General features: G+C 63.5%; 22 protein-coding genes. 8 read left to right on the top strand and 14 right to left on the bottom strand.

All coding sequences use genetic code 11. The features are described 5' to 3' along the window. Window positions 1–23 precede the first annotated feature (23 nt). Window positions 24–1,076, bottom strand: coding sequence for a tripartite tricarboxylate transporter substrate binding protein (locus RQI28_RS02430; protein ID WP_311220994.1), 1,053 nt, complete (start codon window positions 1,074–1,076; stop codon window positions 24–26). 131 nt (window positions 1,077–1,207) lie between these two features. On the opposite strand from RQI28_RS02430, the gene RQI28_RS02435 reads away from it, so the two are divergent. Together RQI28_RS02435 and RQI28_RS02440 are read left to right on the top strand one after the other, a co-directional pair. After that, on the top strand, window positions 1,208–2,038 hold the full coding sequence (locus RQI28_RS02435) for an IclR family transcriptional regulator (RefSeq protein WP_311220995.1): 831 nt from the start codon (window positions 1,208–1,210) through the stop codon (window positions 2,036–2,038). Between the two features lie 94 nt (window positions 2,039–2,132). Next, window positions 2,133–2,726: a peroxidase-related enzyme gene (locus RQI28_RS02440; RefSeq protein ID WP_311220996.1), complete on the top strand. Its 594-nt coding sequence runs from the start codon at window positions 2,133–2,135 to the stop codon at window positions 2,724–2,726. A 77-nt stretch (window positions 2,727–2,803) separates the two neighbouring features. On the opposite strand, the gene RQI28_RS02445 is transcribed toward RQI28_RS02440, so the two are convergent. Next, a complete protein-coding gene (locus RQI28_RS02445; RefSeq protein WP_311220997.1) occupies window positions 2,804–3,826 on the bottom strand; it encodes a LacI family DNA-binding transcriptional regulator in 1,023 nt (340 codons plus the stop codon). Window positions 3,827–4,085: 259 nt separating this feature from the next. On the opposite strand from RQI28_RS02445, the gene RQI28_RS02450 reads away from it, so the two are divergent. The 4 genes from RQI28_RS02450 (at window position 4,086) to garD (ending at window position 9,354) form a co-directional block, all read left to right on the top strand. After that, complete coding sequence (locus RQI28_RS02450; protein WP_311220998.1) at window positions 4,086–5,045, top strand: tripartite tricarboxylate transporter substrate binding protein; 960 nt, start codon at window positions 4,086–4,088, stop codon at window positions 5,043–5,045. A gap of 70 nt (window positions 5,046–5,115) precedes the next feature. Next, window positions 5,116–6,282, top strand: a complete 1,167-nt coding sequence (locus RQI28_RS02455; protein ID WP_311220999.1) for an L-talarate/galactarate dehydratase — start codon at window positions 5,116–5,118, stop codon at window positions 6,280–6,282. A 65-nt stretch (window positions 6,283–6,347) separates the two neighbouring features. Further along, window positions 6,348–7,727 (top strand): MFS transporter, encoded by a 1,380-nt coding sequence (locus RQI28_RS02460; RefSeq protein WP_311221000.1) that lies wholly within the window; start codon window positions 6,348–6,350, stop codon window positions 7,725–7,727. 49 nt (window positions 7,728–7,776) lie between these two features. Continuing rightward, complete coding sequence (gene garD, locus RQI28_RS02465) at window positions 7,777–9,354, top strand: galactarate dehydratase (protein ID WP_311221001.1); 1,578 nt, start codon at window positions 7,777–7,779, stop codon at window positions 9,352–9,354. A gap of 168 nt (window positions 9,355–9,522) precedes the next feature. On the opposite strand, the gene RQI28_RS02470 is transcribed toward garD, so the two are convergent. The 3 genes from RQI28_RS02470 to RQI28_RS02480 all read right to left on the bottom strand — a co-directional run bounded on the left by RQI28_RS02470 (window position 9,523) and on the right by RQI28_RS02480 (window position 12,464). Then, a complete protein-coding gene (locus tag RQI28_RS02470; RefSeq protein WP_311221002.1) occupies window positions 9,523–10,089 on the bottom strand; it encodes a hypothetical protein in 567 nt (188 codons plus the stop codon). After that, a complete protein-coding gene (locus RQI28_RS02475; protein WP_311221003.1) occupies window positions 10,082–11,683 on the bottom strand; it encodes an anti-phage dCTP deaminase in 1,602 nt (533 codons plus the stop codon). Before RQI28_RS02475 ends, RQI28_RS02470 begins: the two co-directional genes overlap by 8 nt. A 115-nt stretch (window positions 11,684–11,798) precedes the next feature. After that, window positions 11,799–12,464, bottom strand: coding sequence for a TetR/AcrR family transcriptional regulator (locus tag RQI28_RS02480; RefSeq protein WP_311221004.1), 666 nt, complete (start codon window positions 12,462–12,464; stop codon window positions 11,799–11,801). A gap of 112 nt (window positions 12,465–12,576) precedes the next feature. Between RQI28_RS02480 and RQI28_RS02485 the strand changes: the two genes are divergently transcribed. Next, window positions 12,577–13,494 (top strand): metal-dependent hydrolase, encoded by a 918-nt coding sequence (locus RQI28_RS02485; protein ID WP_311221005.1) that lies wholly within the window; start codon window positions 12,577–12,579, stop codon window positions 13,492–13,494. 72 nt (window positions 13,495–13,566) lie between these two features. Here the strand turns inward: RQI28_RS02485 and RQI28_RS02490 are convergent, their stop codons facing one another. Then, window positions 13,567–14,475, bottom strand: coding sequence for a DMT family transporter (locus RQI28_RS02490; protein WP_311221006.1), 909 nt, complete (start codon window positions 14,473–14,475; stop codon window positions 13,567–13,569). Between the two features lie 200 nt (window positions 14,476–14,675). On the opposite strand from RQI28_RS02490, the gene RQI28_RS02495 reads away from it, so the two are divergent. Then, window positions 14,676–16,382, top strand: coding sequence for an electron transfer flavoprotein-ubiquinone oxidoreductase (locus tag RQI28_RS02495; protein WP_311221007.1), 1,707 nt, complete (start codon window positions 14,676–14,678; stop codon window positions 16,380–16,382). Window positions 16,383–16,461: 79 nt separating this feature from the next. Here the strand turns inward: RQI28_RS02495 and RQI28_RS02500 are convergent, their stop codons facing one another. The 8 genes from RQI28_RS02500 to RQI28_RS02535 all read right to left on the bottom strand — a co-directional run bounded on the left by RQI28_RS02500 (window position 16,462) and on the right by RQI28_RS02535 (window position 24,833). Further along, window positions 16,462–18,051, bottom strand: a complete 1,590-nt coding sequence (locus tag RQI28_RS02500; RefSeq protein ID WP_311221008.1) for a methyl-accepting chemotaxis protein — start codon at window positions 18,049–18,051, stop codon at window positions 16,462–16,464. Between the two features lie 67 nt (window positions 18,052–18,118). Next, a complete protein-coding gene (locus tag RQI28_RS02505) occupies window positions 18,119–18,679 on the bottom strand; it encodes a hypothetical protein (protein WP_311221009.1) in 561 nt (186 codons plus the stop codon). Window positions 18,680–18,724: 45 nt separating this feature from the next. After that, a complete protein-coding gene (locus tag RQI28_RS02510) occupies window positions 18,725–19,687 on the bottom strand; it encodes a TRAP transporter substrate-binding protein (RefSeq protein ID WP_311221010.1) in 963 nt (320 codons plus the stop codon). An 81-nt stretch (window positions 19,688–19,768) separates the two neighbouring features. Continuing rightward, window positions 19,769–21,079, bottom strand: a complete 1,311-nt coding sequence (locus RQI28_RS02515) for a TRAP transporter large permease subunit (RefSeq protein WP_311221011.1) — start codon at window positions 21,077–21,079, stop codon at window positions 19,769–19,771. Between the two features lie 11 nt (window positions 21,080–21,090). After that, entirely contained in the window at window positions 21,091–21,639 is a 549-nt protein-coding gene (locus RQI28_RS02520; RefSeq protein WP_311221549.1) for a TRAP transporter small permease, read from the bottom strand. A gap of 65 nt (window positions 21,640–21,704) precedes the next feature. Next, complete coding sequence (locus RQI28_RS02525) at window positions 21,705–22,673, bottom strand: TRAP transporter substrate-binding protein (protein WP_311221012.1); 969 nt, start codon at window positions 22,671–22,673, stop codon at window positions 21,705–21,707. Between the two features lie 15 nt (window positions 22,674–22,688). Beyond that, complete coding sequence (locus tag RQI28_RS02530; protein ID WP_311221550.1) at window positions 22,689–23,480, bottom strand: putative hydro-lyase; 792 nt, start codon at window positions 23,478–23,480, stop codon at window positions 22,689–22,691. 405 nt (window positions 23,481–23,885) lie between these two features. Further along, window positions 23,886–24,833, bottom strand: coding sequence for a LysR family transcriptional regulator (locus tag RQI28_RS02535; RefSeq protein ID WP_311221013.1), 948 nt, complete (start codon window positions 24,831–24,833; stop codon window positions 23,886–23,888). Between the last annotated feature and the right edge of the window lie 79 nt (window positions 24,834–24,912).

Here is a 24,912-nt window from a genome sequence, read left to right on the forward strand (position 1 = left end):
ATGCGATGCAGTGCGGGCAGACATCAATCCAGGCTGGCGCCCGAATCCTTGACGATCTTGGCCCAGCGGGGCACTTCGGCGCGCAGCAGCGCGCTGAACTTCTCGGGCGTGCCGCCCAGTACTTCCCCGCCTTCGGAGCGCAGCTTGTCGGCCACATCGGGCTGGGCCAGCGCACTGTTGATGGCCTTGTTCAGCTGCTGAACGATGGCCGCCGGCGTGCCGACCGGCGCGAGCACGCCGTACCACGACGTGGCCTCAAAACCCTTGTAGCCCGACTCCTCCATCGTCGCCGTCTGCGGCAGTTGGCTGGAGCGCTGGCGCGAGGTGACCACCACCGCATGCAGCTTGCCGTTGCGCACCTGGCCCAGCAGCGTGGGCACGGCCGACATGTACAGGTCGATCTGCCCGCCCACCAGGTCGGTCATGGCCTGCGATGCGCCCTTGTACGGAATGTGGCGCAGCTTGATGCCAGAGGCGCCCTGCGCCAGCTCGCCCGCCAGATGCGCCACCGTGCCGTTGCCCGAATAGCCGAGCGTGATGCCGTCGGGCTTGGCCTTGGCGGCCGCGACCACGTCGGCAAACGTCTTGTAGGGCGACGTGGCCGACGTGGCCATGACGATGGGCGCCGACGACACCAGCGCCACCGGCACCAGGTCCTTCAGAGAGTCATAAGGCAGCTTGGCATACAGCGACGGGTTGATGGCCAGGTTGCTGGTCTGGCCCATGACCAGCGTGTAGCCGTCGGGTGCGGACTTGGCCGCCGCGTCCACGCCCAGGTTGCCGCCAGCGCCGGGGCGGTTGTCCACCACCACCGTCCACTGGTTCTGATCGGCCAGCTTCTGCGCAACGGTGCGGGCAATCATGTCGGTGCCACCGCCGGGCGGGAATGGCACGATCAACCGGATGGGCTTGGCCGGATAGGCCGCCTGCGCCACGGCCACGGAGGGCACCGAAGCCAGCGCCAATGCAGCCAGCGCGGCGCCGGCCACGGCCAGGCGGATGCGCGGCAATGCCGGCTTGAGCGTGAGGGAAGAAGCGGCGGCGCGCGACGACGCAGCACAGGAATGCTGGAACATGGTTTTTGTCTCCGTTTATGAAAATTCGATCACCGCTCTGCAACCTGGGCTGCTGAATGGCGACGCGGGTGACTTTAGATAAACGTTTCAATCCATACAATGGCGTTTCACACAACGCAACGCGTAGCACCATGAGCAACCCGCACACACCGCTTCCCGCAGCGCTCGACGCAGTCCAGCCCGCCACCGAATCGACCGAGTCGAACGGCCCCGAGGCCATCGCCGCTGCTGCCGGCGGAGTGATTGCCGTCACCCGTGCGCTGCAGTTGCTCGAAGCCTTCGCGCTGGGCGAATCGCGTTTGGCGCTGGCCGAACTCAGCCGGCGCACCGGGCTGCATAAGACTACGGTGCTGCGGCTGGCGCGCACGCTGGCGCAGTCCGGCTTCATGGTGCAGCGCGAAGACGGCGACTGGCGCCTGGGGCCGGCCGCCGGCTGGCTGGGCGCGCGCTACCAGGCCGGCTTCGACGTGCAGAACGTGCTGGAGCCCGCGCTGCGCGAACTAACGCAGGCCACTGGCGAGAGCGCTGCGTTCTATGTGCGCGAAGGCAGCGTGCGGACCTGCCTGGTGCGGGTGGAAGGCCCGCATGCGCTGCGCCACCATGCCCGCATGGGCGAAGGCCTGCCGCTGGACAAGGGCTCGCCGGGCCGCGTGATCCTGGCGTTTTCGGGCGAGCCGGGCGAGGCCTACGAAGAGATCCGCCAGCGCGGCTACCACTGGTCCATCGGCGAGCGCGAACAGGGCGTGGCCACCGTGTCGGCGCCAGTCTTCGGCATGCATTGGCGGCTGATGGGATCGGTCTGCATCTCCGGGCCGGCGTCGCGTCTGCCGGCCGACCGCCTTGAAGCGCTGGCCCGCACGGTGGTGACTGCGGCCAACCAGCTGTCGTACGCACTGGCGGGCAACGCGGCTGCACCGGCCGGCAACGGCGCGCCGGTGCGGCCCAGCCAGTGGCACCCGTGATGTCGAATCGGTGACCCGGCATCCGTGATTTCCTGCTTACGTGCCTGGTGCGGCTTGGGTACAACCGTCTCTCAACCTCCAGGAGACTTTCACAGTGACCGAACCCCGCTTTCCCCTGCCCGACCTGAACACCCTTCCCGACGACCTGCGCGCCCGCATCCTGGAGGTGCAGGAAAAGAGCGGCTTCATTCCCAACGTGTTTCTGGCGTTTGCGCGCCGCCCGGCCGAATGGCGCGCGTTCTTCGCGTACCACGACGCGCTGATGCTCAAGGAGGAAGGCAGCCTGACCAAGGGCGAGCGCGAGATGATCGTCACCGCCACCAGCGCGGCCAATCAGTGCCTCTATTGCGTGGTGGCGCACGGCGCGATTTTGCGCATCTACGAGAAAAAACCGATGCTGGCCGACCAGGTGGCGGTCAACTGGCGCAAGGCCGACATCAGCCCGCGCGAGCACGCCATGCTCGACTTTGCGATGAAGGTGTGCCTGGCCAGCCACACCATCGAGGGCGCCGACATCGACGCCCTGCATGCCCACGGCTTCGACGATGAAGACGCCTGGGACATCGCGGCCATCACCGCGTTCTTCGGGCTGTCTAACCGCATGGCGAGCTTTGCGGGCATGCAGCCCAACCCGGAGTTCTATCTGATGGGCCGCGTGCCGCGCGAGAAGAAGTCGCTACCGAATTAATAGCTACCAGCGCTTGATACATAAGCGCTAGAGCCCGATTTGGCTCAATTTCAGCATCCAGAGCAATGGATGCGGCCTTAAGCCTCCACCGCCGCCGTGGACGCCCGCTCGATCAGCCGAAAGCCCAAATCGAACGACGAGCGCTCGGGCTGCAGCCCCCGGCAGCGGTCCACGATCAGCCGCGCGGCCAGGCGGCCGATCTCGGGGCCGTCCACATGCACGGTGGTGATGGCCGGCAGCATGTGCGCGCCGAATTCCGCATTGCCGAAACCCGACACCGCCAGGTCCTGCGGCACGCGCAGGCCGCGCGCACGCGCTTCCACCAGCACGCCGTGCGCCAGCATGTCGGAGCTGCAGGCCACGGCCTGCAGGCGCGGCTCCTTGTCCAGCAACTCGCCCAACGCGCGCCGGCCTGATTCGAGCGTGCTGGGCGCGGGCACCAGCGCCGTGGGCACGTCGCGGCCCCAGGCGGCCAGAAAGCCTTCGCGCCGCTGCATGGCGCGGTGGTCGTCGCCCGTGGCAATGCCCACGCGCTGGCAGCCGCGCGCCAGAAAGTAGCCCGCCAAAGCGCTGCCCACCTTCACGTGCGAAAAGCCGATCACCATGTCCACCGGCCGGTCGCTGATGTCCCAGGTCTCCACCACCGGAATGCGGGTGCGGCGCAGCCGCTCGCGGGCGCGCTCTGACTGCACCAGGCCCATCATTACGATGCCGTCGGGCTGGCGGCTGATCATCGCGGCCAGCACCTCGTCCTCGCGCTCGGCGTCGTAGAAGGTCTGGCCCAGCAGCAGCTGGTATCCCTCGTCGTGCAGCGCCGCCGTCAGCGCCTGCACCGTGGGCAAAAACTGCGACACCGACAGCGCCGGCACGATGCCCGCCACCATGCGGCTGCGCTTGGACTTCAAGCCGCCCGCCAACAGGTTGGGGATGTAGCCCGTCGCCTCCACCGCCTGCTCCACGCGTTCACGCGTCTTCGCCGAAACGATGCCCGGGTTGCCCAGCGCCCGCGACGCCGTGATCAGCGAGACGCCCGCCACCCGGGCCACGTCATGCAGCGTGGCGGCTTTGATGGGCGGTGAAGAGCGGGAATGGGCATTCATGAAGAAAAGAAGCTGGCGGGTGCGCAGATGCGGGCCGCGCGACGGTATCAGATCGCCCCGCCCTGCCGCTTTTGATGGCGACAACTTGCGGGAAAACCCTCATTCTTTTCCACAAATGACAACGATATCATTTTCCCTGACGCGTATTCATAGGCGCCCAGCGCTATCCAAAACAAAGCATGCCGTCCTGTCGCCTTCGGCAATGACAACGATGTCAAAGCCAGGCAACCCCTCAGGCAATCCATCAGGAGACAAACCCATGAAAAAGCTTTGCATGACCGCCGCGCTGGCACTGGCCGCCTTCGGCGCCGCTGCCCAGGCCTGGCCCGAAAAGCCCGTCACCCTCGTCGTTCCGTTCCCGCCCGGCGGCTCCACCGACCAGGTCGCCCGTGCCGTCAGCCCCCGCCTGACCGAGAAGTTCAAGCAGTCGTTCCTGGTGGACAACAAGCCCGGCGCGACCGGCACCATCGGCGCCACCTTCGTGCAGCGTGCGGCGTCCGATGGCAACACCTTCCTCGTCACCTCGTTGGGCCCGCTGGTCATCGTGCCGCACCTGATGAAGAGCCTGCCGTTCGATCCGCTGAAAGACTTCGACCTCATCACCGTGGCGGTGCAGTCGCCCAACGTGCTGGTGGTGCCCGCCAGCTCGCCCATCAAGAGCGTGGCCGACGTGGTGGCGCAGCTGAAGGCCAACCCCGGCAAGATGAGCTTCGCCTCGGCCGGCAATGGCTCCAGCGACCACCTGACGGCCGAACTTTTCTGGCAGCAGACCGGCACGCAAGGCATGCACGTGCCGTACAAGGGCGGCGCGCCCGCGCACACCGACATCATCGGCGGCCAGGTAGATGCATCGTTCCAGAACGTGAACTCGGTGATCCAGTACATCAAGGGCGGCAAGATGCGCGCGCTGGCTGTGACCAGCGGCAAGCGCTCGCCCGTGCTGCCCGACGTGCCCACGCTGGCCGAAGCCGGCGTGAAGAACGTGGAAGTCGCCTCCTGGCAGGCCATCGTCGCGCCTAAGGGCCTGCCGCCCGCCGTGCGCCAAAAGGCCCACGCCGCCTTCGTCGAGGCACTGAACGACCCGAAGGTGCGCGACCAGTTCGTCTCCATCGGCTTCGAGATGGTGGCCAACACACCGGAAGAGTTCGTGGCGTTCCAGCGCAAGGAATACGACCGCTGGAAGACCGTGATCCAGACCGGAAAGATCTCCATCGACTAGAGAACCACGGGCGCCAGCAGCCACTCGCGCCCTGCCTGTTCCTGAAGCCCACCGCCTGCCCTCTTTCGCCATGACCTCGTCGCCTGCCTCGTCTTCCTCAGCCACCGCCAGCCAGGACAGCATCGCCTGGATACGCCTGTCGTCTTGCTATCTGCCGCTGGCCAACCCGATCAGCGACGCCAAGGTGCTGACGGGCCGCCAGAAGCCGATGACCGAGATCGCGATGCTGTTCGCCGAGATCGAGACAAAGGACGGCCATCGCGGCCTGGGCTTCAGCTATTCCAAGCGCGCGGGCGGCCCCGGCCAGTTTGCGCATGCTAAGGAAATCGCACCCGCGCTGATCGGCGAAGACCCGAGCGATATATCTCGCCTGTGGACCAAGCTGTGCTGGGCTGGCGCGTCGGTGGGCCGCAGCGGCCTAGCGGTGCAGGCCATCGGCGCGTTCGACGTGGCGCTGTGGGACCTGAAGGCGCGCCGCGCCAACCTGTCGCTGTCCAAGCTGCTGGGCTCGCAGCGGGATTCGGTGCGCTGCTACAACACCTCGGGCGGCTTTCTGCACACGCCGCTCGACCAGTTGCTGCGCAATGCCGAAGCCTCGCTGGAGCGCGGCATCGGCGGGCTGAAGCTGAAAGTCGGCCAGCCCGACTGCGCGCTGGACATTCACCGCGTTTCCACCGCCCGCAAGCACCTGGGCGACCAGGTCTCGCTGATGGTGGACGCCAACCAGCAGTGGGACCGCCCCACCGCGCAGCGCATGTGCCGCACCTTCGAGGCCTTCAACCTGATCTGGATCGAAGAGCCGCTGGACGCCTACGACTACGAAGGCCACGCCGCATTGGCCGCGCAATTCGACACGCCCATCGCCACCGGCGAAATGCTGACCAGCGCCGCCGAACATGCCGAGCTGATCCGCCACCGCAGTGCCGACTTCATCATGCCCGACGGTCCCCGCCTGGGCGGCATCACGCCGTTCTTGAAGGTGGCCGCGCAGGCCGAGGCCGCCCACGTGATGCTGGCCCCGCACTTTGCGATGGAGCTGCACGTGCACCTGGGCGCCGTGTACCCCAGCGAGCCCTGGGTCGAGCATTTCGACTGGCTGGAACCGCTGTTCAACGAACGCCTGGAGTTGAAAGGCGGCCGCATGCTGGTGCCCACGCGCCCGGGCCTGGGCCTGTCGCTCAGCGAGCAGGCCGCCGGCTGGACGCGCGAATCGGCCGAGATCGGCCAGCGCGCCTGAAAAAAACGGCCGCCCAGAGCCCCCTGATTCCCCACTGAACGGGCACCCCTGAAGCCCGCGTATTTATGAGCCAAGCTGTACTCGACCCCTCCTCTTTATCTGCCCGCCCTGCAGCGGCGGCCAAGGAGCCGCGCACGCACGTTCGCTACTGGGTGCTGGCGATGATCTTCCTGGTCACCACCTTCAACTACGCCGACCGCGCCACGTTGTCGATCACCGGCCCGACGATGCAAAAGGAGTTCGGGTTCGACACCATCCAGATGGGCTACATCTTCTCGGCGTTCAGCTGGGCTTATGTGCTGTCGCAACTGCCGGGCGGCTGGCTGCTGGACCGCTTCGGCGCGCGGCGCGTGTATGCGGCCAGCATCTTCTTTTGGTCGGTGTTCACGCTGCTGCAGTCCACCGTGGGCATCTTCACCTCGGCCGCCACGGCTGTGGCCACGCTGTTCGTCATGCGCTTTCTGGTCGGCATGGCCGAAGCGCCGGCCTTTCCGGCCAACGCCAAGGTCGTGGCCGGCTGGTTCCCTACGCAAGAGCGCGGCACGGCGTCGGCCATCTTCAACTCGGCGCAGTATTTCGCGGCGGTGGTGTTCACGCCGCTGATGGCCGCGCTCACGCACTGGGTGGGCTGGCACTGGGTCTACATCTCGATGGGTGTCACGGGCATCGTGCTGGCCATTGTCTGGTGGTTCTTCATTCGCAGCCCCGCCTCGCACCCCGGCGTGAACCGCGCCGAACTGGACCACATCGCCGCAGGCGGCGGACTCATCCACATGGGTGAAGACGCTGCGGCCAACGCGCAGGCCAAGCCCAAGGGCCAGACCGCCCTCTACGCCTGGCAACTGCTGACCAACCGCATGCTGGTGGGCATCTACCTGGGCCAGTTCTCCATCAACGTGCTGACGTACTTCTTCTTGACCTGGTTCCCGGTGTACCTGGTGCAGGAACGCGGCATGTCCATCCTGAAAGCCGGCTTCATGGTGTCGCTGCCGGCCATCTGCGGCTTCATCGGCGGGGTGCTGGGCGGCGTCGTTTCGGACTGGATGCTGCGGCGCGGCGTATCGCTGACGGTGGCGCGCAAGACGCCCATCGTCATCGGCATGCTGATGTCGTCCAGCATGATCCTGTGCAACTACGTCAGCGCCGACTGGATGATCGTCGGCCTGATGGCGCTGGCCTTCTTCGGCAAGGGCTTCGGCGCCTTTGGCTGGGCGGTGATGGCCGACGTGGCGCCCAAGGAAGTGATCGGCCTGGCGGGCAGCATCTTCAACACCTTCGGCGCCATCGCCGGAATCGTCACGCCCATCGTCATCGGCTATATCCTCGCGGCCACGCATTCGTTCGGCGGCGCACTCGTCTTCGTCGGGCTCAACGCCCTGGTGACGGTCTTCGCCTATTTGGTGATCGTCCAGGACATCAAGCGCATCGAACTGAAGCCTGTCTGACAAAAAAGCGGCCTGAGAGCTGCTGAACCTCTTGCCACTGGAGCCCCCCATGAACGCTAGAACCACGCCCGTGCGCCCTCCGCTGCACATCAAGATGCACGAGGCCGACAACGTCGCCATCGTGGCCAACGACGGTGGCCTGCCCGTCGGCACCGTGCTGTCCGATGGCATCGTGCTGGTCGACCACGTGCCGCAGGCGCACAAGGTGGCGCTGCACGACATCGCCGAAGGCGGCGTGGTGCGCCGCTACAACGTGCCTATCGGCTATGCCGTCAAGGCCATTCCCGCTGGCAGCTGGGTGCATGAAAAGCTGCTGAACATGCCCGAGGCGCGCTCGCTCGAAGGCCTGCCGATCTCTACCGTGCAAGCGCCCGTCATGGAGCCGCTCACCGGCTACACCTTCGAGGGCTACCGCAATGCCGACGGCTCGGTGGGCACGCGCAACATTCTGGCCATCACGCAGACCGTGCAGTGCGTGGCCGGCGTGACCGACTTCGCCGTGCAGCGCATCAAGGCCGAGCTGCTGCCGCGCTTTCCGAACGTGGACGACGTGGTGGCGCTGGAGCACGGCTACGGCTGCGGCGTGGCCATCGACGCGCCCGACGCGATCATTCCCATCCGCACCCTGCGCAACATCAGCCTCAACCCCAACTTCGGCGGCGAGGTCATGGTCGTCAGCCTGGGCTGCGAGAAGCTGCAGCCCGAGCGCCTGCTGCCGCCCGGCAGCATTCCGCTGCGCGACGAACGTACGCTGGAAGAATCTCCGCTCGACGTGGTCTGCCTGCAGGACGACGCGCACGTGGGCTTCATGTCGATGGTCGAATCCATCATGCGGCAGGCCGAGGTGCACCTGCAACGCCTGAACGCCCGCCAGCGCGAGACCGTGCCTGCCAGCGAACTGGTGGTGGGCGTGCAGTGCGGCGGCAGCGACGCCTTCAGCGGCGTGACGGCCAACCCGGCCGTGGGCTTTTGCACCGACCTGCTGGTGCGCGCCGGCGCCACCGTGATGTTCAGTGAAGTGACCGAAGTGCGCGACGGCATCGACCAGCTCACCTCGCGCGCCAGCACGCCGGAAGTGGCCGAGGCCATGATTCGCGAGATGGCCTGGTACGACAACTATTTGAACCAGGGCCGCGTGGACCGCAGCGCCAACACCACGCCCGGCAACAAGAAGGGGGGCCTGTCCAACATCGTCGAGAAGGCCATGGGCTCCATCGTCAAGTCGGGCAGCGCGGCGATCTCGGGCGTCGTCGCGCCCGGCGACAAGGCGCGCCAGAAGGGCCTGCTCTACACCGCCACCCCGGCCAGCGACTTCATCTGCGGCACGCTGCAGCTGGCCGCCGGCATGAACCTGCACGTGTTCACCACCGGCCGGGGCACGCCCTACGGCCTGGCGCAGGTGCCCGTCATCAAAGTGGCCACGCGCAGCGACCTGGCGCGGCGCTGGCATGACCTGATGGACATCAACGCCGGCCGCATCGCCGACGGCGACGCCACCATCGCGGACGTGGGCTGGGAGATGTTCCACATGATGCTGGAGGTGGCCAGCGGCCGCCAGAAAACCTGGGCCGAGCGCTGGAAGCTGCACAACCAGCTGGTGCTGTTCAACCCGGCGCCGGTGACCTGATTACCTAACGTACCTAAATGCAGGTGATTCAGGAATAACTCCATAATCTGTAAAAATACGGCATTGAAGTTGCTTATTTATGGATCAAGGCCTAAAGACCTCCGATCTATACACGCTTTAGATCAAGCATGACTTCTTTAAAATCGCAAAATTATCGTGCTTATTGCCTCACATCTGCAATTGATCGGAATCGGTGTTTTCATCAATCATGCATGCGGGATCAAGCTTTATTATTTCGTGAAGACCGACAAGAGCCTGGCCGCACATGTTGTACAAACCAATATCATCAAAAAGCATTAAAACGGGTGCTGCAACATCCAGGTGACGCCCAAGCTCGGATTTAACGCTTTCGATAATTTTCATTTGGGCTTCAAAGGATTTTCCCGGGAGAAAATCTGTACGACCCAAGATATCCACGTAGGTGACATTTAATCTATTAAATTCTCGAAAAGCCCCCCGCCTATCGGTTGCAGCAAAATCTAATCGAGGGGCTGCTCTGAGGTCTAAAATTATTTCGATTGACTGGGATTCAAGAAAGCCAACAAAGCCCTGAATTTGATTAAATTCATGGGGAAAAACAAAAATTAAATCATGCGGCTTTTCAAACTGTAAAGATAGTTGCTTTGCGATGCACTTTTGAATATTAGCACCTTCCACCTCTGACCCTTTTTTTCGCCCATCTTTTAGATCACGATTTTTTACTTTATCTTCAAAAAAATACACATTACTAGCCATTTTGAAGCTCCTTCAAAAGTGCATTTTCAATGGATGTGTAGCCTTCTTTAAGGAGGTCTGAAGACCATAGACGCTCACCCACTTTAAAATCACCTTTTCCATCTTTCAGTTCTCTATCTTTCACAAAGGCGCGTTGATACAGCCTAGGGGCAACGCCTGTGAAAGGCCTAAAAAGCACTTTCTTAGGCTTCACACCGATTTTTGGATCAAAAGGAGAAATCCATTCGGAAGCAATTTGTCCAATTGCGTCTTGATGAAGTGTTAAGGCTTTACTTTTAGGATATGGCTCAATATACTGCACTTCCTCAATGCCTGCCGTAACAATATGTCTAGCACAATAATGACATGGAAATGTGGTCACAAACAGCTTTGATCCCACGGTCGATTTTCCTTGCCGGCCTGCAGACAACAAAGCATCCATTTCTGCATGTACAGCACGACTAAATTCAATCAACTGACCAAGTCGAGTCTTTTTGAGATTATCGCCAATATCTTTTGAATTTGAATTTTTCAATTCTGGAATTGCTTGTATCACTTCCTCAATAATCTCTGCTTGATTTTTTGTATTACTACAATATTTATTTGTTGCAAAACAGCGATGATCTGCCTCACTATTATCATCGAAATCAAATTTCTCACTATTCCCGCCGTAAACACCGCCGCCAGCACGAGGAACTTCGTTGGTTCCTGTAGCAATTAGGTTTCCTTTTCGGTCAGTGAGCGAGGCACCGACTTGACGAGAGAGGCATGCGCTCTTGTGCTGCGCCCCATGCGCATAAAACATTCCAGCTTCGCTAGGGGTCGGACGAACGACTTTTTTAGCTTGTAGAATATCAATCAGACGGCCCAATTTTTCATTAACATCCCAATTTGGATTGGATTCTCGATCTGCCGTCTCTCGATCTTCAGTATTATCTACAAAGAAGTCTGATAAGTGGAAAGTGGCAGCAACTTTTTGACCGTGTGGAACCCCCTCATTTTCATCTCTCTTCATGAATACGGCAACTTCATTACGAGATGAGTCGGGACACTTTTCTTCTTTTAATCTTTTTTCTCTTTTTTCTTTTTCACACACAACTCCTATCAAACAAAAAGACTCTCGATAGACACCCCGAAGCAGGGCAGCCTCTTCAGGATGCTTAAGAGAATCAATAATAAAAACTTTTTTTGGCCGCTCATTCTCATTAAGATAGGTCACGCCTTGTTTTTCAAGAAGTTCACGCTGATTTTTTATTTCAGCAATCATCTGAACCGCAAGAGCAGATGGATCTTCCCTACGAATCTCATCCCCTACATCTTGAAAAAGGGTAGCTCTCTTGAGCTTGTCCAAGACCGTGGCCTCTAAATCTTCCTTATTCGCGTGTTTTTCTATGATCTTGCTTGCTTTAATTTGCACAACCTGCACAGTCTCTTTATCACTTAGTTGATTGCGCACCAAAGTTTCGAGAGCTTTTGCGACAAAGCTAGTGCCGGAGCCAACCGGACCGACTATTGCGAAAATTAACTCAGCAGCAGAAAAATCATTGAATATAGTTCTATTTTTTCTTTTTTTTATTTCATTAATATTTACAGTAACTCCTGCTTGTGCCGACATTTCTCTCTCCCTTAGTCACAATTGGTTGCACGCAGTGTAATGTCTCCCCGGGCTAATAGGTGGTCAGTGACTCGCTTTTAAGGCGCTGCTTTGAAATGAACTCCCAAGCGAAAAGTTAGGGCTCGCCGCCATCGACCCGCAACAGGCCCCACACCATGCGCACCAGTTCGTCCTCGAACTCGCGCGTGCCCAGCAGGGGCGAGCCTTCCAGCGACGCGCTGCGGATGGCGCCCATCACCGCGCGCGTTGCCACGAACATCATCGCCGGCGTGGGCGCGCGCACCGAAGCGTCGCCTTGCTGCACCAGGCGCGACAGGGCCATCGCGTTGCGCTCGGCGCCTTCGCGCAGCGCGGCCGTGATGCGGTCGTGGTGGTCGATGCGCCAGCCCAGCCGCACCATGTGCCGCCCAGCCAGCGACCGCCCGCCGGTGCCGAACGCGGCCACCAGCAGCGCCACCATGTCGCGCAGCACGCCGCGCACCTCGCGCTGCTCGGCCACCGCCACACCCAGCAACTGTTGCAGCCGCTGCTGCACCCGGTCGCGCTCGCGCTCGACCATCGCCAGCAGGATCGACTCCTTGGACGGAAAGTACTGGTAGAGCGTGCCGATGGAAAAGCCCGCCACCTGGGCGATGCGGTTGGTGGTCACGGCCGCCTCTCCACCCTGTTCAACAATCTGAGCCGTCGCGCCGAAGATGGCCTCGATGGTCTGCAGCGCGCGCTCTTGCGTGGGCTGGCGGCGCATGTCTGGCGTGGGTTTTGGCGATATGGGCTTCTTCATGGATGGAGCTGGCAAAACCTGAGCATTAGGCGAGTAGCGCCAGCGGTGTAAACCTGAATAATGCTCAGAAACAAGGGGCGCTGCAAGCGTTCGACCCCGAACCGGAAATGCCATGACAAGCCCAGCCCCCGACCTCGCCGACACGTCTACCGAGACGCCCGCCAACAACGCCAAGCGCCCCAGCCCGCTGCCCATTCGCAAGCTTGGGGTGAACCTGCAGCAAGGCTTTGGCCGCCACTGGCACGGCGGCAATGCCTTTCGCACGCAGTTCTTCAACGCGCTGTCGATGAGCTTTCCGGTGGACGAACAATTCTTCATCGACGCCGTGCGCAACGCCGCGCCGCTACTTCCCAAAGCCCCGAAACATGCCGCGCTGCGCGAGGCGCCGCAAGAGCAGCTGCGTGGCTTCATCGGGCAAGAAGCGACGCACCGCCACATCCACGGCCTGTGCAACGCGCAGCTGGAAAAGCAGGGCCTGGTCAACCGCTGGCAGCACTGGGCGCGCCAACGCATCGACCTGCTGCAACGCCGCGCGCCCCACCCACTGCACGCGCTGGCCGCCACCTGCGCGTATGAGCACTACACCGCGCGGCTGGCCGACGGCACGCTGCGCTACCCGCGCTGGCTGGAGGGTGCCGAGCCCGAGATGCAGCTGCTGTGGCGCTGGCATGCAGCCGAGGAGACCGAACACCGCTCGGTCGCGTTCGACCTGTACCGCGCGGTGGGCGGCAACCACGCCTGGCGCGTGCGCTGGTTTGTGCTGGTAAGCCTGGTCTTCGTGCGGGAGGCCCTGTGCCAGACCGTGCTGAACCTGCACCGCGACGGCACGCTGTGGCGCCCCTCTACCTGGTGGCAGGCGCTGGACCTGTTCTGGGGCCGCGACGGCCTGGTCTGGCGCGCCGTGCCGGCTGCGCTGCGCTACCTGCGGCGCGATTTCCACCCCGACCACGAAGCGCAGTCGCCCGGCGCGGCCGAACTGGTCGCCGGCTGGCTGACGGCGCACGCCACGCGGTTTCGCGTGGTGCGTTGAAGGTTGCTACAAAATCAATAGCTGCTTGCGCTTATACATCAAGCGCTAGAGGCCGATTTGGCCTTCATATTGCTACCGATGCGCCTTGATCGACGCCAGGATGCCCAGCGTGAACAGCATGCAGGCTGCCCACTGCGCGGCGCTGGGCCAGCGGCCGTCCCAGGCGAAGGAATAGACCAGTGCGAACAAGGTCTCGCTGACGATGAGCTGGCCGCACAGGCTGGCCGACAGGCGCTGGCTGGCGACGTTCCACAAAAGTGTGGCCAGCCAGCTGGCGCCGACGCCGATGGCCAGGCACACCAGCACGAAGCCGCCAAAGCCCGGGCGCGCCGCCAGCGATGCCACGCTGGAACCATCGGCTAGCCACAGCAACAGCCCGCCCAGGCCGGTGGCAATGCCCAGCCAGTTGGCCCAGTCGGCCGCGCGCACGTCCGGGTGGCGCTTCAGCCAGGCGGAATTGAGCAACGCGAACGCCGTCCAGAAGACCAGCGCCACCAACGCCAGGCCGATGCCGCGCCAGTAGGTGGCGGCGGCCGATGCCGCATTGGCCGCCGCGGGCTCGCCATGCGGCACGTCGGCCATCAGCACCAGCCCGGCAACGGTGAGCGCCAGCCCGGGCAGCAAGGCCGCCCAGCGCAGGCCGTGCGGCTTGCCCAGCAAGATGACCCACAGCGGAATGGTGCCGATGATGAGCGCCGGCATTTCTGCGCCCGCGTCGCGAATGGCCAGCACCAGCAGAAAGTAGTAGCCCGTGAAGCCGAGGATGGACAGCCACAGCGCCGCACCGGCCTGGCGCAGCGTGGGCCAGCGCGGCGTGCCGCGCAGGTTCCACAGCAGCATGCCCACCGCCATGGCGCCGTAGGCGATGAAGCGCCCGGCCGTCAGGTCGGTGGAAGGAAAACCGCGCGCCATGGTCGGCGCCACGAACACCAGCCCCCAGAGTGCGCCCGCCGCCAGCCCCGCCGCGATGCCCGTGAGCATCAACGCGCAAAACCGACGGATGCGCCGGTGCCGAATGCTTCTCTGCCGAGCGTTTCATTGCGGTAAGCCATCCGTGGATCCCCTAAAAAAGAACGATCGTTCACTTGCCAAAAGCCATGCATACAATCGGTTGCGAGGTGAACGCCAGACTCCGCTCCAGCGACCCACCGTGACGATTATCAAACGATGAAGAGACGCCCATGACGAAAGACGAAATTCTGAGCACCTATGGCCCGCGCGAAGCCATGGAATACGACGTGGTGATCGTGGGTGGCGGGCCCGGCGGGCTGGCCAGCGCCATCCGGCTCAAGCAACTGGCGGCCGACAAGGGGCAGGAGCTGTCCGTCGTGGTGCTGGAAAAGGGCTCGGAGCCCGGCGCGCACATTCTGTCGGGCGCCATCATGGACCCGAAGGCGCTGACCGAACTCATCCCCGACTGGAAGGCCAAGGGCGCTCCGCTGACCCAGCCGGTCACCGACGACGCGATGATCTTCCTGGGCGAAAAGTCGTCCTGGCGCACGCCCAACTTCCTGCTGCCGGAGTGCTTTCAGAACCACGGCAACTACATCGTCAGCCTGGGCAACGTGGTGCGCTGGCTGGCCGCGCAGGCCGAAGAGCTGGGCGTGGAGATTTTCCCCGGCTTCCCGGCTGCCGAAGTGCTCTACAACGAAGACGGGTCGGTCAAGGGCGTGGCCACCGGCAACTTGGGGCTAGGCAAGGACGGCGAGCCCACGGGCGAATTCCAGCTGGGCATGGAGCTGCACGGCAAGTACACGCTGTTCGCCGAAGGCTCGCGCGGCCACCTGGGCAAGCAGCTCATCGAACGGTTCAAGCTCGACGAGGGGCGCGATCCGCAGAGCTACGGCATCGGCGTGAAGGAATTGTGGGAAATCGACCCCAAGCGCCACCAGCCTGGCTTCGTGATGCACACCGCCGGCTGGCCGATGAATGCCGACACCTACGGCGGCGCCTTCCTCTATCACGCCGAAGACAACAAGGTCACGCTGGGCTTCATCACCGGGCTGGACTACTCCAACCCCTACCTGAGCCCGTTCGAGGAATTCCAGCGCTGGAAGACGCACCCGAACATTCGCTACTACCTGGAAGGCGACGAGGCCAAGGGCATCAAGCCGGCCAAGCGCATTGGTTACGGCGCACGCGCCATCACCGCGGGCGGGCTGATGAGCCTGCCCAAGTTCGTCTTCCCTGGCGGCGCGCTCGTGGGCTGCGACGCGGGCTTTTTGAACGTGAGCCGCATCAAGGGCAGCCACGCCGCCATCAAGACCGGCATGCTGGCCGCCGAAGCGGCTTTCGAGGCCATTCAAGGCGGCCGTCAGCACGACGAGCTGGCCGCGTACCCCGCTGCCTTTGAAAACAGCTGGCTCTATACCGAGCTGAACAAGGCGCGCAACTTCAAGACCTGGTTCAAGAAGGGTCTGGCCACCGCCACGCTGATGAACGGCATCGAGCAGTTCGTGCTCAAGGGCCACATCCCGTGGACGCTGCACCGCGACAAGCCCGACCACGCCTGCCTGAAGCCGGCCGCCGACTGCAAGCCCATCGTCTATCCCAAGCCCGACGGCAAGCTGACCTTCGACCGCCTCTCCAGCGTGTTCATCAGCAACACCAACCACGCCGAAGACCAGCCCGCCCACCTGACGCTGAAGGACGCGAGCGTGCCGGTGAACATCAACCTGGCGAAATACGCCGGGCCCGAGGCGCGGTACTGCCCGGCTGCCGTGTACGAATTCGTGCCCGACGAAGCGAAGGGCGGCGACGCGCAACGGCTGCAGATCAACGCGCAGAACTGCGTGCACTGCAAGACCTGCGACATCAAGGACCCGACGCAGAACATCGTGTGGGTCACGCCCGAAGGCGGCGGCGGGCCGAACTATTCGGGCATGTAACTATCGAATTGATAGCCACAAAAGCTTGATGGGCCTGCGCTGCAGGCCTTTTTTATTGAGATTCTGGCTTGGCGCAGCTTCACGCCAGCTTGAACTGGCCCATGGCTCCGGCCAGCCGGTGCGCCTGGTCCTTGAGGCTTTGCGCCGCCGCCGCGCCCTGCTCTACCAGCGCGGCGTTCTGCTGGGTCATGTGGTCGAGCTGATCCACCGCCTGGCTCACCTGGCCGATCTGCGTGCTCTGCTCGCTGCTGGCGTCGTTGATCTCCGTCATCAGCGTGGTCACGCGCTCCACGCTGTGCACGATGTCGCCCATGGTGGCGCCCGCGGTCACCACCAGCCGGGCGCCGGCGCTCGCCTTATCCACGCTGTTTGCAATCAGGGCCTTGATCTCGCGCGCCGCGTTGGCGCTGCGCCCGGCCAGGCCGCGCACCTCGCTGGCCACCACGGCAAAGCCACGGCCCTGCTCGCCTGCGCGCGCGGCCTCCACTGCGGCGTTCAGCGCGAGGATGTTGGTCTGGAAGGCGATGCCATCGATGATGCCCACGATGTCGGCGATTTTCTTGCTGCTGGCGTTGATCTCTTCCATGGTCGTGACCACCTGGCCGACCACCTCACCGCCCTTGCGGGCCACTTGCGTAGCGGTGTGCGCCAGCGCATTGGCCTGGCGCGTGCTGTCGGCATTGGCAGCCACCGTCTGCGCCAGTTGGGCAATGCTGGCCGCCGTCTGCTGCAGATTGCTGGCGGCGTGCTCGGTGCGCGCGCTCAGGTCGGTATTGCCCGCCGCCACTTCGGAGCTGGCCACGTGGATCGAGTCGCCCGCATCGCGCACCTCGTTCACCACGTGGTGCAGCGATTCGACCATGCGGTTGAGCGCCGTGAGCAACTGGCCGATCTCGTCAGTGCGCGCCGTGTTCAGGTGCACGGTCAGGTCGCCGTGCGCCACCAAGGCCGCGGCTGCGGACGCCTGGCGCAACGGCAGCACGATGGATCGGCGCAGCAGCCAGCCGAACAGTGCAGACAGGCCCACCACCGCCAGCACGGCGATGGCGCTGATCCACTGCGCACGCGAGGCGTCTTGCACCATGGTGTCGGCCGCCACCAGCGATGACTGTTCAGAAGCACCCAGCAACTGGTCGATCGCCTTCAAGTACGCGTCCAGCGCCGCGGCATGTTCCTGAAGATCCTTCTGGCTGATGATTTTGGATTCCAGCGCGTTCTGCACCAGCGTGTCGCGCAGCGCCGCATATTGCTGCCGCTGCGCCTGGGCCTGCGCCCACAGCGGCTGGGTGCGCTCGGCGGTAGAGGCCCCGGCCAGCGCGGCCTCTATACGCTTTCGCAGCGCCTCCTCGGCGGTCAGCTGTTTGCGCATCTCGGCGACCAGCGGAAACACGTCTGGAGACACCGTGGTGCGCAATGCGATCTGGCCGATGGTGACCGACTGCGTCTTCCAGTCGCGCACCGACCGCTCGATGGGCAGTTGTTCCGACGCCAGCAAGGTGGCCTGGTGGCGCGTGCCCTCGCCGGTCATCCAGGTGGTGGCGCCCAGCAGCGCCACGGCGCAGCCGAGCAGGCCGAAGCTGGCAGCCAGCTTCTGGCCGACGCTCAGGCTGCGGCGATGCAGGGGCCGGGCGACGGCGCCGGCCATGCCAGCGGTTGGTAAGTGCTTCATGCGGAACCTGGGGTAGAAGAAAGACGGCTTGCTGTGGCGTGGGTGGAAGGCGAATGCGGCCTTGTGCCTACGAGGCCGATGCCACCGCATCCACGTCCGCCGTGGCCAACATCTGCATGACGTTCTGCACGGCAGGAATGGAAGGCGCCGTGGCCAGCGCCTGCTGCAACGGGCACCACGGACCGTCCAGCGCGCAGGCCCATGCCATCAATGCCGACGCATCGGCGGCAGGCAACGTGTGCATGGCCTCGATCACGATCTGCAGCTCCTGTGCGAGCCGGTTGTCCGCCGCAAAGCGCCAGCGGTATTGGCCGCAGCCCACCCGCGCGGCGCGGCTGTCTTTTTCGGTCATGACCACCAGCCAGCTGCAATCGAAGCTCGAACAGTCTGCATCCGGCGCTTCGGCCAGGCAGAAGGTGTAGACGTTGTCGTAGATGCGACCGAAGTTGCGCACCAGCGTGTCGGCGATGGCTTCGCGCCCCTCGGTTCTGGGCGGGAAGTTCATGCCGCCCTGGCGCACTTCCATCTGCAACAACGCAGCGTCGGTGAAGGCGTGCTCCATCAGGTGAGGCCGGTTGAGGTCCTTGGCGCGCAAATACATTTCTATCGTGTGGGCTGGCGTGTGCATGTGGCTGTCTCTGAGTGGTTTGCTGGAAAGCGCGGCGCGAAGGACTCAACGCTGCGTGTAGTACGGAATGAAAATCTGGTTGGCCTCTTTGCCCACGGAGTGCACCCACTCCAGCGAGAAGCGCTCACCCATGCGCTTGAGCTCGGCCTCCAGCTCGGGCGGCGCACGGTCGACCTTGATGCCCTTGCGCTGCAGCTCGGCCACCGACTCTTCAGCCACGGCCGCGCTCATGGCCCAGCCGCGTGTTTCGGCCGTGGTGGCCGCCTGCGCCACCGCCTGGCGCACGCTGGCGGGCAGCGCGTCGAAGGCTTGGCGGTTGACGAAAACGATGTTCTTGGGAAACCAGGCGTTGATGCCGTAGTACTGCCGGATCTGGCCCCAGACCTGGTTTTCCACCCCGGTCAAAGCCGAAGTGATCATGGAGTCGAGCTTGCCGGAGGACAGAGCTTTGCTGACCTCGACCATGGGCACGTCCACCGGCGTTGCGCCCAGCATTTCCGCGATGCGCACCGTGCCCGCGTTGTAGGTGCGCATGCGGGTGCCCTTGAAATCGCTGGGCGAGCGAACGGGCGCGATGGAGAAGAGCCCCTGTGGCGGCCAGGGCACGGCGTACAGGGCCTTGAGCCCCTTGGCCGCGAAATGCTTGTCGATCAACGGCCGCTGCAGATCCCACAGGCGGCGCGCGTCGGCATAGCTGCGCACCACGAAGGGCAAGGCATCGGCACCCGCGATCGGGATCTCACCCGCCAGGTTGGTCATGATGGTTTCACCCGCCTGAGGGTTGCCGCCTTGCACCGCCTGCGCAATGTCGGCCAGCTTGACCAGCGTGTTGTTGGCATGCACCTCGATGCGTAAGGCGCCTGCCGAAGTGCGCTCCACCTCCTGCGCGAACTTCACGAGGTTGCGGGTCTGGAACGACTCCGCGCGGTAGCCGGTGGCCAGCTTCCACTGTGTCTGGGCGTGCAGCGCCGGGGCCACGGCGAGCGCGGCCAGCAAGACCATCTTCATGGCAAGCTCCTGGGAAGGGGGTTGAAGCGCCGGCGCAGTACGGCCGGCGGACACGGGGACGAGAGCGGGCAGCGCGTGCTGCTATTTCTGCTGACCCATGACGAGATCGGGCACGATGGTGACGATCTGCGGAAAGGCCGTGATCAGGCAGATGCACAAGACCAGGCAGAAGAAGAACGGAATGGCGGCCTTGGCGATGAGGTTGCTGTCCTTGCCCGTCATGTTCTGCAGCACGAAGAGGTTGAAGCCCACCGGTGGCGTGACCTCGGCAATCTCGACCAGCAAGATCACGAAGATGCCGAACCAGATCAGATCGAACCCGGCCTTCTGCACCATGGGCATCACCACCGCCGCGGTCAGCACGATCATGCTGATGCCGTCGAGCGCCGTGCCCAGCACCAGGTACACCACCACCAGGCAACCGATCAGCGCATAGGGCGACAGGTTCATGGCGTCGACCCACTCCGCCAGCTCACGCGGGATCCCCGTGAAAGCCATGGTCTTGGTCAAAAACGCGGCGCCGGCCAAGATGAACATGATCATGCAGCTGGTGCGCGCCGAGCCTGCCAGGCCTTCCTTGAAGTTCTGCCACGTCAGCGCACGGCACCAGGCGGCAAGCGCCAGGGCACCCACCACGCCGTAGGCGGCGCATTCCGTGGCCGTCGCCCAGCCGGCCACCAGGGACCAGCAGATGAACACGATCAGCAGCGCACAGGGAATCAGGTTGCGCGACAGGTGCAGCTTCTCGCGGAAGGTCGTCGGCGGCTCGTCCGGCGGCATCAACGCCTTGTTGCGTGTGGACCACCAGGCGATGTAGCCCGAGAACAGCAGCATCAGCAGCAGCCCTGGCAGAAAGCCCGCCAGAAAGATGCGGATGATGGATGCATCGGCCGCCACGGCATACACCACCATGGTGATGGACGGCGGAATCAAGATGCCCAGCGTGCCGGCCGTGGCCAGCGACCCGATGGCGATGCTCTCGTTGTAGCCGCGCTTTTTAAGCGCCGGTAGCGACACCTTGGCAATCGTGGCGCACGTGGCGGCAGACGATCCTGATACCGAACCGAATATGCCGCAGCCCAGGATGGTGGTGTGAAACAGCCGCCCGGGCACCTTGCCCAGCCAGGGCGCCAGGCCCGTGAACATGTCTTCGCTGAGCCGGGTGCGAAACAGAATCTCGCCCATCCAGATAAACAAGGGCAACGCGGCCAGCTCCCAACTCGCATTGCTTTCCCAGAAGGCAGAAAACAGATTGAGCCCGGGCTGGCTGTTGGTGAAGAAGGCCTGGCCGACCCAGCCGCAGATGGCCAGCGTCATGGCGATCCAGACGCCGCCGGACAGCATGAGGAGCATGAGCAGCAGCAAGAAGGCGCCGATGGAAAGAACGTCCATGGATATGCTCTTTAAAGGTCGGAAGAAAAGTCACCGTTGGCATGGCGCTCTTGCACCAGTCGCACAAAGGTGGGTACGCCGCCCTGCACCACGATCCACCACTCGTCGACTACCGCGACGAGAAGCAGAACGGAGCCCAGCGCAAAGCTCAGCTGCGGAATCCAGATCGGGATGGCCCACAGGCCCTGCGCCAACTCATTGAACTGCCAGCTCTCGTAAGTGAAGGCGCAAGCCCACCAGGCCAGGTATCCGATCGCCACCGCAGCGATGCTCAGGCTGACCAGCTCAAACCTGCGGCGCACGGCCGGCGAGAGCTTTTCGAGCACCAGCGTGACCCGCACGAAGTCGCCATGCTTGAAGGCATGGGCCATGGTCAGGAAGGCTGCGGCGGCGCACAGCCAGGCCACCACGTCGTTGATGGCCCCGGTCGGAAAGCCGAACTGGCGTCCGAGCGACTGCACCACCATCAGCACGCAGATGAGGGCGATGCAGGCGGCACCCACCCCACCAGCGGCCAGGTAGGCGCCGTCGAGCATGCGCCGCAAAATGTGCGGCGGCATGCCCGGGGCCCCAGGGCTGCCGGCGGCCGCCGGGGGACGAGACAGGGCAGACATGGCAGGCTTGCTCACTTCTTGCCGTTGTAGGCTTCGATCACGGCCTGGCCTTCATTGCCGGCGGACTTGACCCAATCGGCGGTCATGCGGTCTCCCACGACCTTGAGTTCCTTCTTCAGGCTCTCTGCGCCTACATCCACCTGCATGCCCTTGGCGGCCAGCTCCTTGAGGTATTCCTGGTCCTTTTGCTCGCTCATGGCCCAGCCGCGCTGCTCGGCGATGGCGGCCTGCGCCAGCACTGCCTCTTGCGTGGGTTTATCCAGCGCATCGAACGCCTTCTGGTTCACCACCACTGCATTGCGCGGCAGCCAGGCGGCCACACCGTAGAAATATTTGGCGCTTTCGTAGAGCTTGCTGTCCACCCCGCTGGCGCTGGAGGTCAGGAAGTTGTCGATGGTGCCCGTGGCCAGCGCGGCCGGCAGCTCGGCCAGCTGGATGGTCACCGGCTGCGCGCCGATCAGGTTGGCAATCATGGAGGTCGCGGGGTTGTACGCCCGCATCTTGGTGCCCTTCAGGTCCTTGAGCGCCGTGACGGGTTTGACGGAGTACAGGCTCTGCGCAGGCCATGGCACGGTGTAGAGCAGCTTCATGCTCTGCTTGCCCAGGGTGCTGACCAGCAGCCCGCGCGAGGCCTGGTCAAGCCGCTTGGAGTCGGCGTAGCTGGTCGCCAGAAACGGGATCGAGTCCAGGCCGTAAACCGGCGCCTCATTGGCCGCGCCGGAGAGGATGAACTCGCCGATCGCCACCTGGCCGGACTGCACGGTGCGCTTGATCTCGTTGGCCTTGAACAGCGAAGCGTTGGGGTGCACCGCAATCTTGAGCTTGCCGCTGGTGGCCTTGTCCACACCGGCCACGAACTGCTGCAGGTTCTGCACCTGGAACGTGTTGACGGCGTAGCCCGAGGGCAGATCCCACTTGGTCTGGGCCTGCGCAAAGCTGACGGCGGCAACGGCACACAGGCCAAACATCAATTTTTTCATGGCAAAACTCCTGGGTTAAAGACTGGCAAGTTGGTGGTTGAGAAGGTCGGTAATCAGCATGCAACCGGGTGAATGGGTGATGCAGAAATCGGGCCGGGCATTGAGGATGGCGGACTGGGGCGTGACGCCGCAGGCCCAGAAGACCGGAATATCGCCAGGCAGCAACGACACGGCGTCGCCGTAGTCCGGCTGGCCGAGGTCGGCGATGCCGATGAGCGATGGGTCGCCGATGTGCACCGGGGCACCATGCACGTTGGGAAAGCGCGAGGTGACCTGCACGGCTCGGATCACGTCCGCCGCCGGCATGGGCCGCATGGAGACCACCATGGCGCCACCGAATGGGCCGGCGGGCTCGGTGGAGATGTTGGTGCGGTACATCGCCACGTTCTTGCCTTCATCGATGTGGCGCAGGCTGATGCCGGCCTCCACCAAGGCAGACTCGAACGAGAACGAACAGCCCAGGATGAAGGTGACCAGATCGGGCCGCCACAGGTCGCTGACATCGCTCACCTCCTGCACCAGCTTGCCGTGGCGCCACACGCGATATTGCGGCAGGTCGCTGCGGATGTCGATGTCGTGCCCCAGCGTGGGCAACGCGGTCTGGCCGGGCTCGCTCACAGCCAGCACCGGGCACGGTTTGGGATTGCGCTGGCAATAGCGCAGAAAGTCCCCGGCCAGCGCCTCGGGAAGGATCACCAGGTTGCCTTGCACCCGGCCATGGGCCAGCCCGCTGGTGTGCGAAGACCAGGCGCCTTGCCTGATCACGCTGCGGACATGGGCAGGGTCGTTGATGCCCTCAGCCCCCATCGCTGCGCGGGCTTTTTCTTGAATGGAATCCACCGTTTTTCCTTGCTTGGAATTAGGCCATTGCATGGCGTTGGGCGGATTGTGTTGGGGTGCGACCAACACTGGCAAATTCAAAAATTTCTGCTTACATCATCGATTTTTTCGATGCTCACCATTGGGGCAGAGGCACCCAACTTGGTGCCAAGGGATTACCCTTGGCTCAGCATTCAGGGTTAACACCGAGTCTTTTGAAAGCCATGAGAAAGGCAAGGCACACCGCTGGTCCAACGTGGTGCCCAGCGGTACCAAAACGGCACAGAATCGGCACGAAAACGGGATCGAGGCCGCACGGAACTCGATTTCAAAGCGGCGACTGGAAAGGCCGCCATGCACCGCAATGGTCTGCCAGCGGTAGGGGCGCTGCGCTTACCCGGCCTTCTTGGTGCCCTGGCGCGCAGCCTGCACGGTTGAGCCAGTGCGATTTTTAGGCAGCGGCTGCATGTTGTCGATGAAGTCGAGCGCGGAACGCACGATGTTTTCCATCGCCGGGGAAGAAGGATCTTCGCGGTAGCTCACGTGGATCGGCAGAGGCTTGAGCGCTGCGTCGCACGACAGCGCACGCAGGTCTGGAAACGCCAGCAACCGCGCCACGGCCAGGCGCGGCAGCGTGGCCACGCCGAAGCCGCCTTGCACCAGTTGCACCATCGCAGAGATCGACGACACGGTGTGCACGCGACGCGGCTCCACCTGCGCATGGCGGAAGGTATCGAGCAGGTACACATGCGGCTGCGAGCCGCGCTGGAAGGTGAGGATGTCGGTGTCGGCGAAATCGCCCAGCACATAGCGCCGCTTGCGATGGATGTTGCCGTTGCCGACGAAGACCATCTCCATGGGCGTGAGGGCCTGGTTGCGAATGCCGTCGGCCGATGCCGGCAACGCGGCGAACGCCACATCCAGGGTGCCGCGGCGCATCTGGTCGAGCAGCACCGGCGTGGTTTCCACCGTCAGTTCCAGGTTGAGCAGCGGATTGTCCTTGCGCAACTGCTCGATCCACGGAATCAACCACGAGTGCAGCACCGACTCGATGGCGCCCAGGCGCATGGACATCTCCACTGGCCCGCCCGACCCCATCTCGGTCTTGAGCTGCCGCTGCAGCTCCAGCATGCGCTTGGCGTAGATCAAGAAACGCGATCCGGCCACGGTCAGCTTGAAGTGCTTGTCGCGCCGGTCCAGCAGCAGCACGCCGAGTTCTTCTTCCAACGCAGCGATGCGGCTGGACATGGCCGACTGCGTAAGGAACAACTTTTCAGCGGCGCGGGTGACGCTCTTGAGCGAGGCGACCCAGTAAAAGGCTTCGACAAAGCGCAGGTTCATGGCGGTGGTTCCAGGGCAGCACGGGAAATGGCTGAAGCAAACGCTGCGCCGCGATGGTGCGCAGCGGATCACAGAAGGC

Source organism: Acidovorax sp. WCS2018Noco2-16, assembly GCF_031843945.1.
Taxonomy (GTDB): Bacteria; Pseudomonadota; Gammaproteobacteria; order Burkholderiales; family Burkholderiaceae_C; genus Paracidovorax.

Bases quoted from the DNA above. Each gene is read 5' to 3' on its own strand.
- RQI28_RS02430 (WP_311220994.1), bottom strand. From the start codon at position 1,076: ATGTTCCAGCATTCCTGTGCTGCGTCGTCGCGCGCCGCCGCTTCTTCC.
- RQI28_RS02435 (WP_311220995.1), top strand. From the start codon at position 1,208: ATGAGCAACCCGCACACACCGCTTCCCGCAGCGCTCGACGCAGTCCAG.
- RQI28_RS02445 (WP_311220997.1), bottom strand. From the start codon at position 3,826: ATGAATGCCCATTCCCGCTCTTCACCGCCCATCAAAGCCGCCACGCTG.
- RQI28_RS02450 (WP_311220998.1), top strand. From the start codon at position 4,086: ATGAAAAAGCTTTGCATGACCGCCGCGCTGGCACTGGCCGCCTTCGGC.
- RQI28_RS02455 (WP_311220999.1), top strand. From the start codon at position 5,116: ATGACCTCGTCGCCTGCCTCGTCTTCCTCAGCCACCGCCAGCCAGGAC.
- RQI28_RS02460 (WP_311221000.1), top strand. From the start codon at position 6,348: ATGAGCCAAGCTGTACTCGACCCCTCCTCTTTATCTGCCCGCCCTGCA.
- garD (WP_311221001.1), top strand. From the start codon at position 7,777: ATGAACGCTAGAACCACGCCCGTGCGCCCTCCGCTGCACATCAAGATG.
- RQI28_RS02470 (WP_311221002.1), bottom strand. From the start codon at position 10,089: ATGGCTAGTAATGTGTATTTTTTTGAAGATAAAGTAAAAAATCGTGAT.
- RQI28_RS02475 (WP_311221003.1), bottom strand. From the start codon at position 11,683: ATGTCGGCACAAGCAGGAGTTACTGTAAATATTAATGAAATAAAAAAA.
- RQI28_RS02480 (WP_311221004.1), bottom strand. From the start codon at position 12,464: ATGAAGAAGCCCATATCGCCAAAACCCACGCCAGACATGCGCCGCCAG.
- RQI28_RS02485 (WP_311221005.1), top strand. From the start codon at position 12,577: ATGACAAGCCCAGCCCCCGACCTCGCCGACACGTCTACCGAGACGCCC.
- RQI28_RS02490 (WP_311221006.1), bottom strand. From the start codon at position 14,475: ATGCTCACGGGCATCGCGGCGGGGCTGGCGGCGGGCGCACTCTGGGGG.
- RQI28_RS02495 (WP_311221007.1), top strand. From the start codon at position 14,676: ATGACGAAAGACGAAATTCTGAGCACCTATGGCCCGCGCGAAGCCATG.
- RQI28_RS02500 (WP_311221008.1), bottom strand. From the start codon at position 18,051: ATGAAGCACTTACCAACCGCTGGCATGGCCGGCGCCGTCGCCCGGCCC.
- RQI28_RS02505 (WP_311221009.1), bottom strand. From the start codon at position 18,679: ATGCACACGCCAGCCCACACGATAGAAATGTATTTGCGCGCCAAGGAC.
- RQI28_RS02510 (WP_311221010.1), bottom strand. From the start codon at position 19,687: ATGAAGATGGTCTTGCTGGCCGCGCTCGCCGTGGCCCCGGCGCTGCAC.
- RQI28_RS02515 (WP_311221011.1), bottom strand. From the start codon at position 21,079: ATGGACGTTCTTTCCATCGGCGCCTTCTTGCTGCTGCTCATGCTCCTC.
- RQI28_RS02520 (WP_311221549.1), bottom strand. From the start codon at position 21,639: ATGCCGCCGCACATTTTGCGGCGCATGCTCGACGGCGCCTACCTGGCC.
- RQI28_RS02525 (WP_311221012.1), bottom strand. From the start codon at position 22,673: ATGAAAAAATTGATGTTTGGCCTGTGTGCCGTTGCCGCCGTCAGCTTT.
- RQI28_RS02530 (WP_311221550.1), bottom strand. From the start codon at position 23,480: ATGGGGGCTGAGGGCATCAACGACCCTGCCCATGTCCGCAGCGTGATC.
- RQI28_RS02535 (WP_311221013.1), bottom strand. From the start codon at position 24,833: ATGAACCTGCGCTTTGTCGAAGCCTTTTACTGGGTCGCCTCGCTCAAG.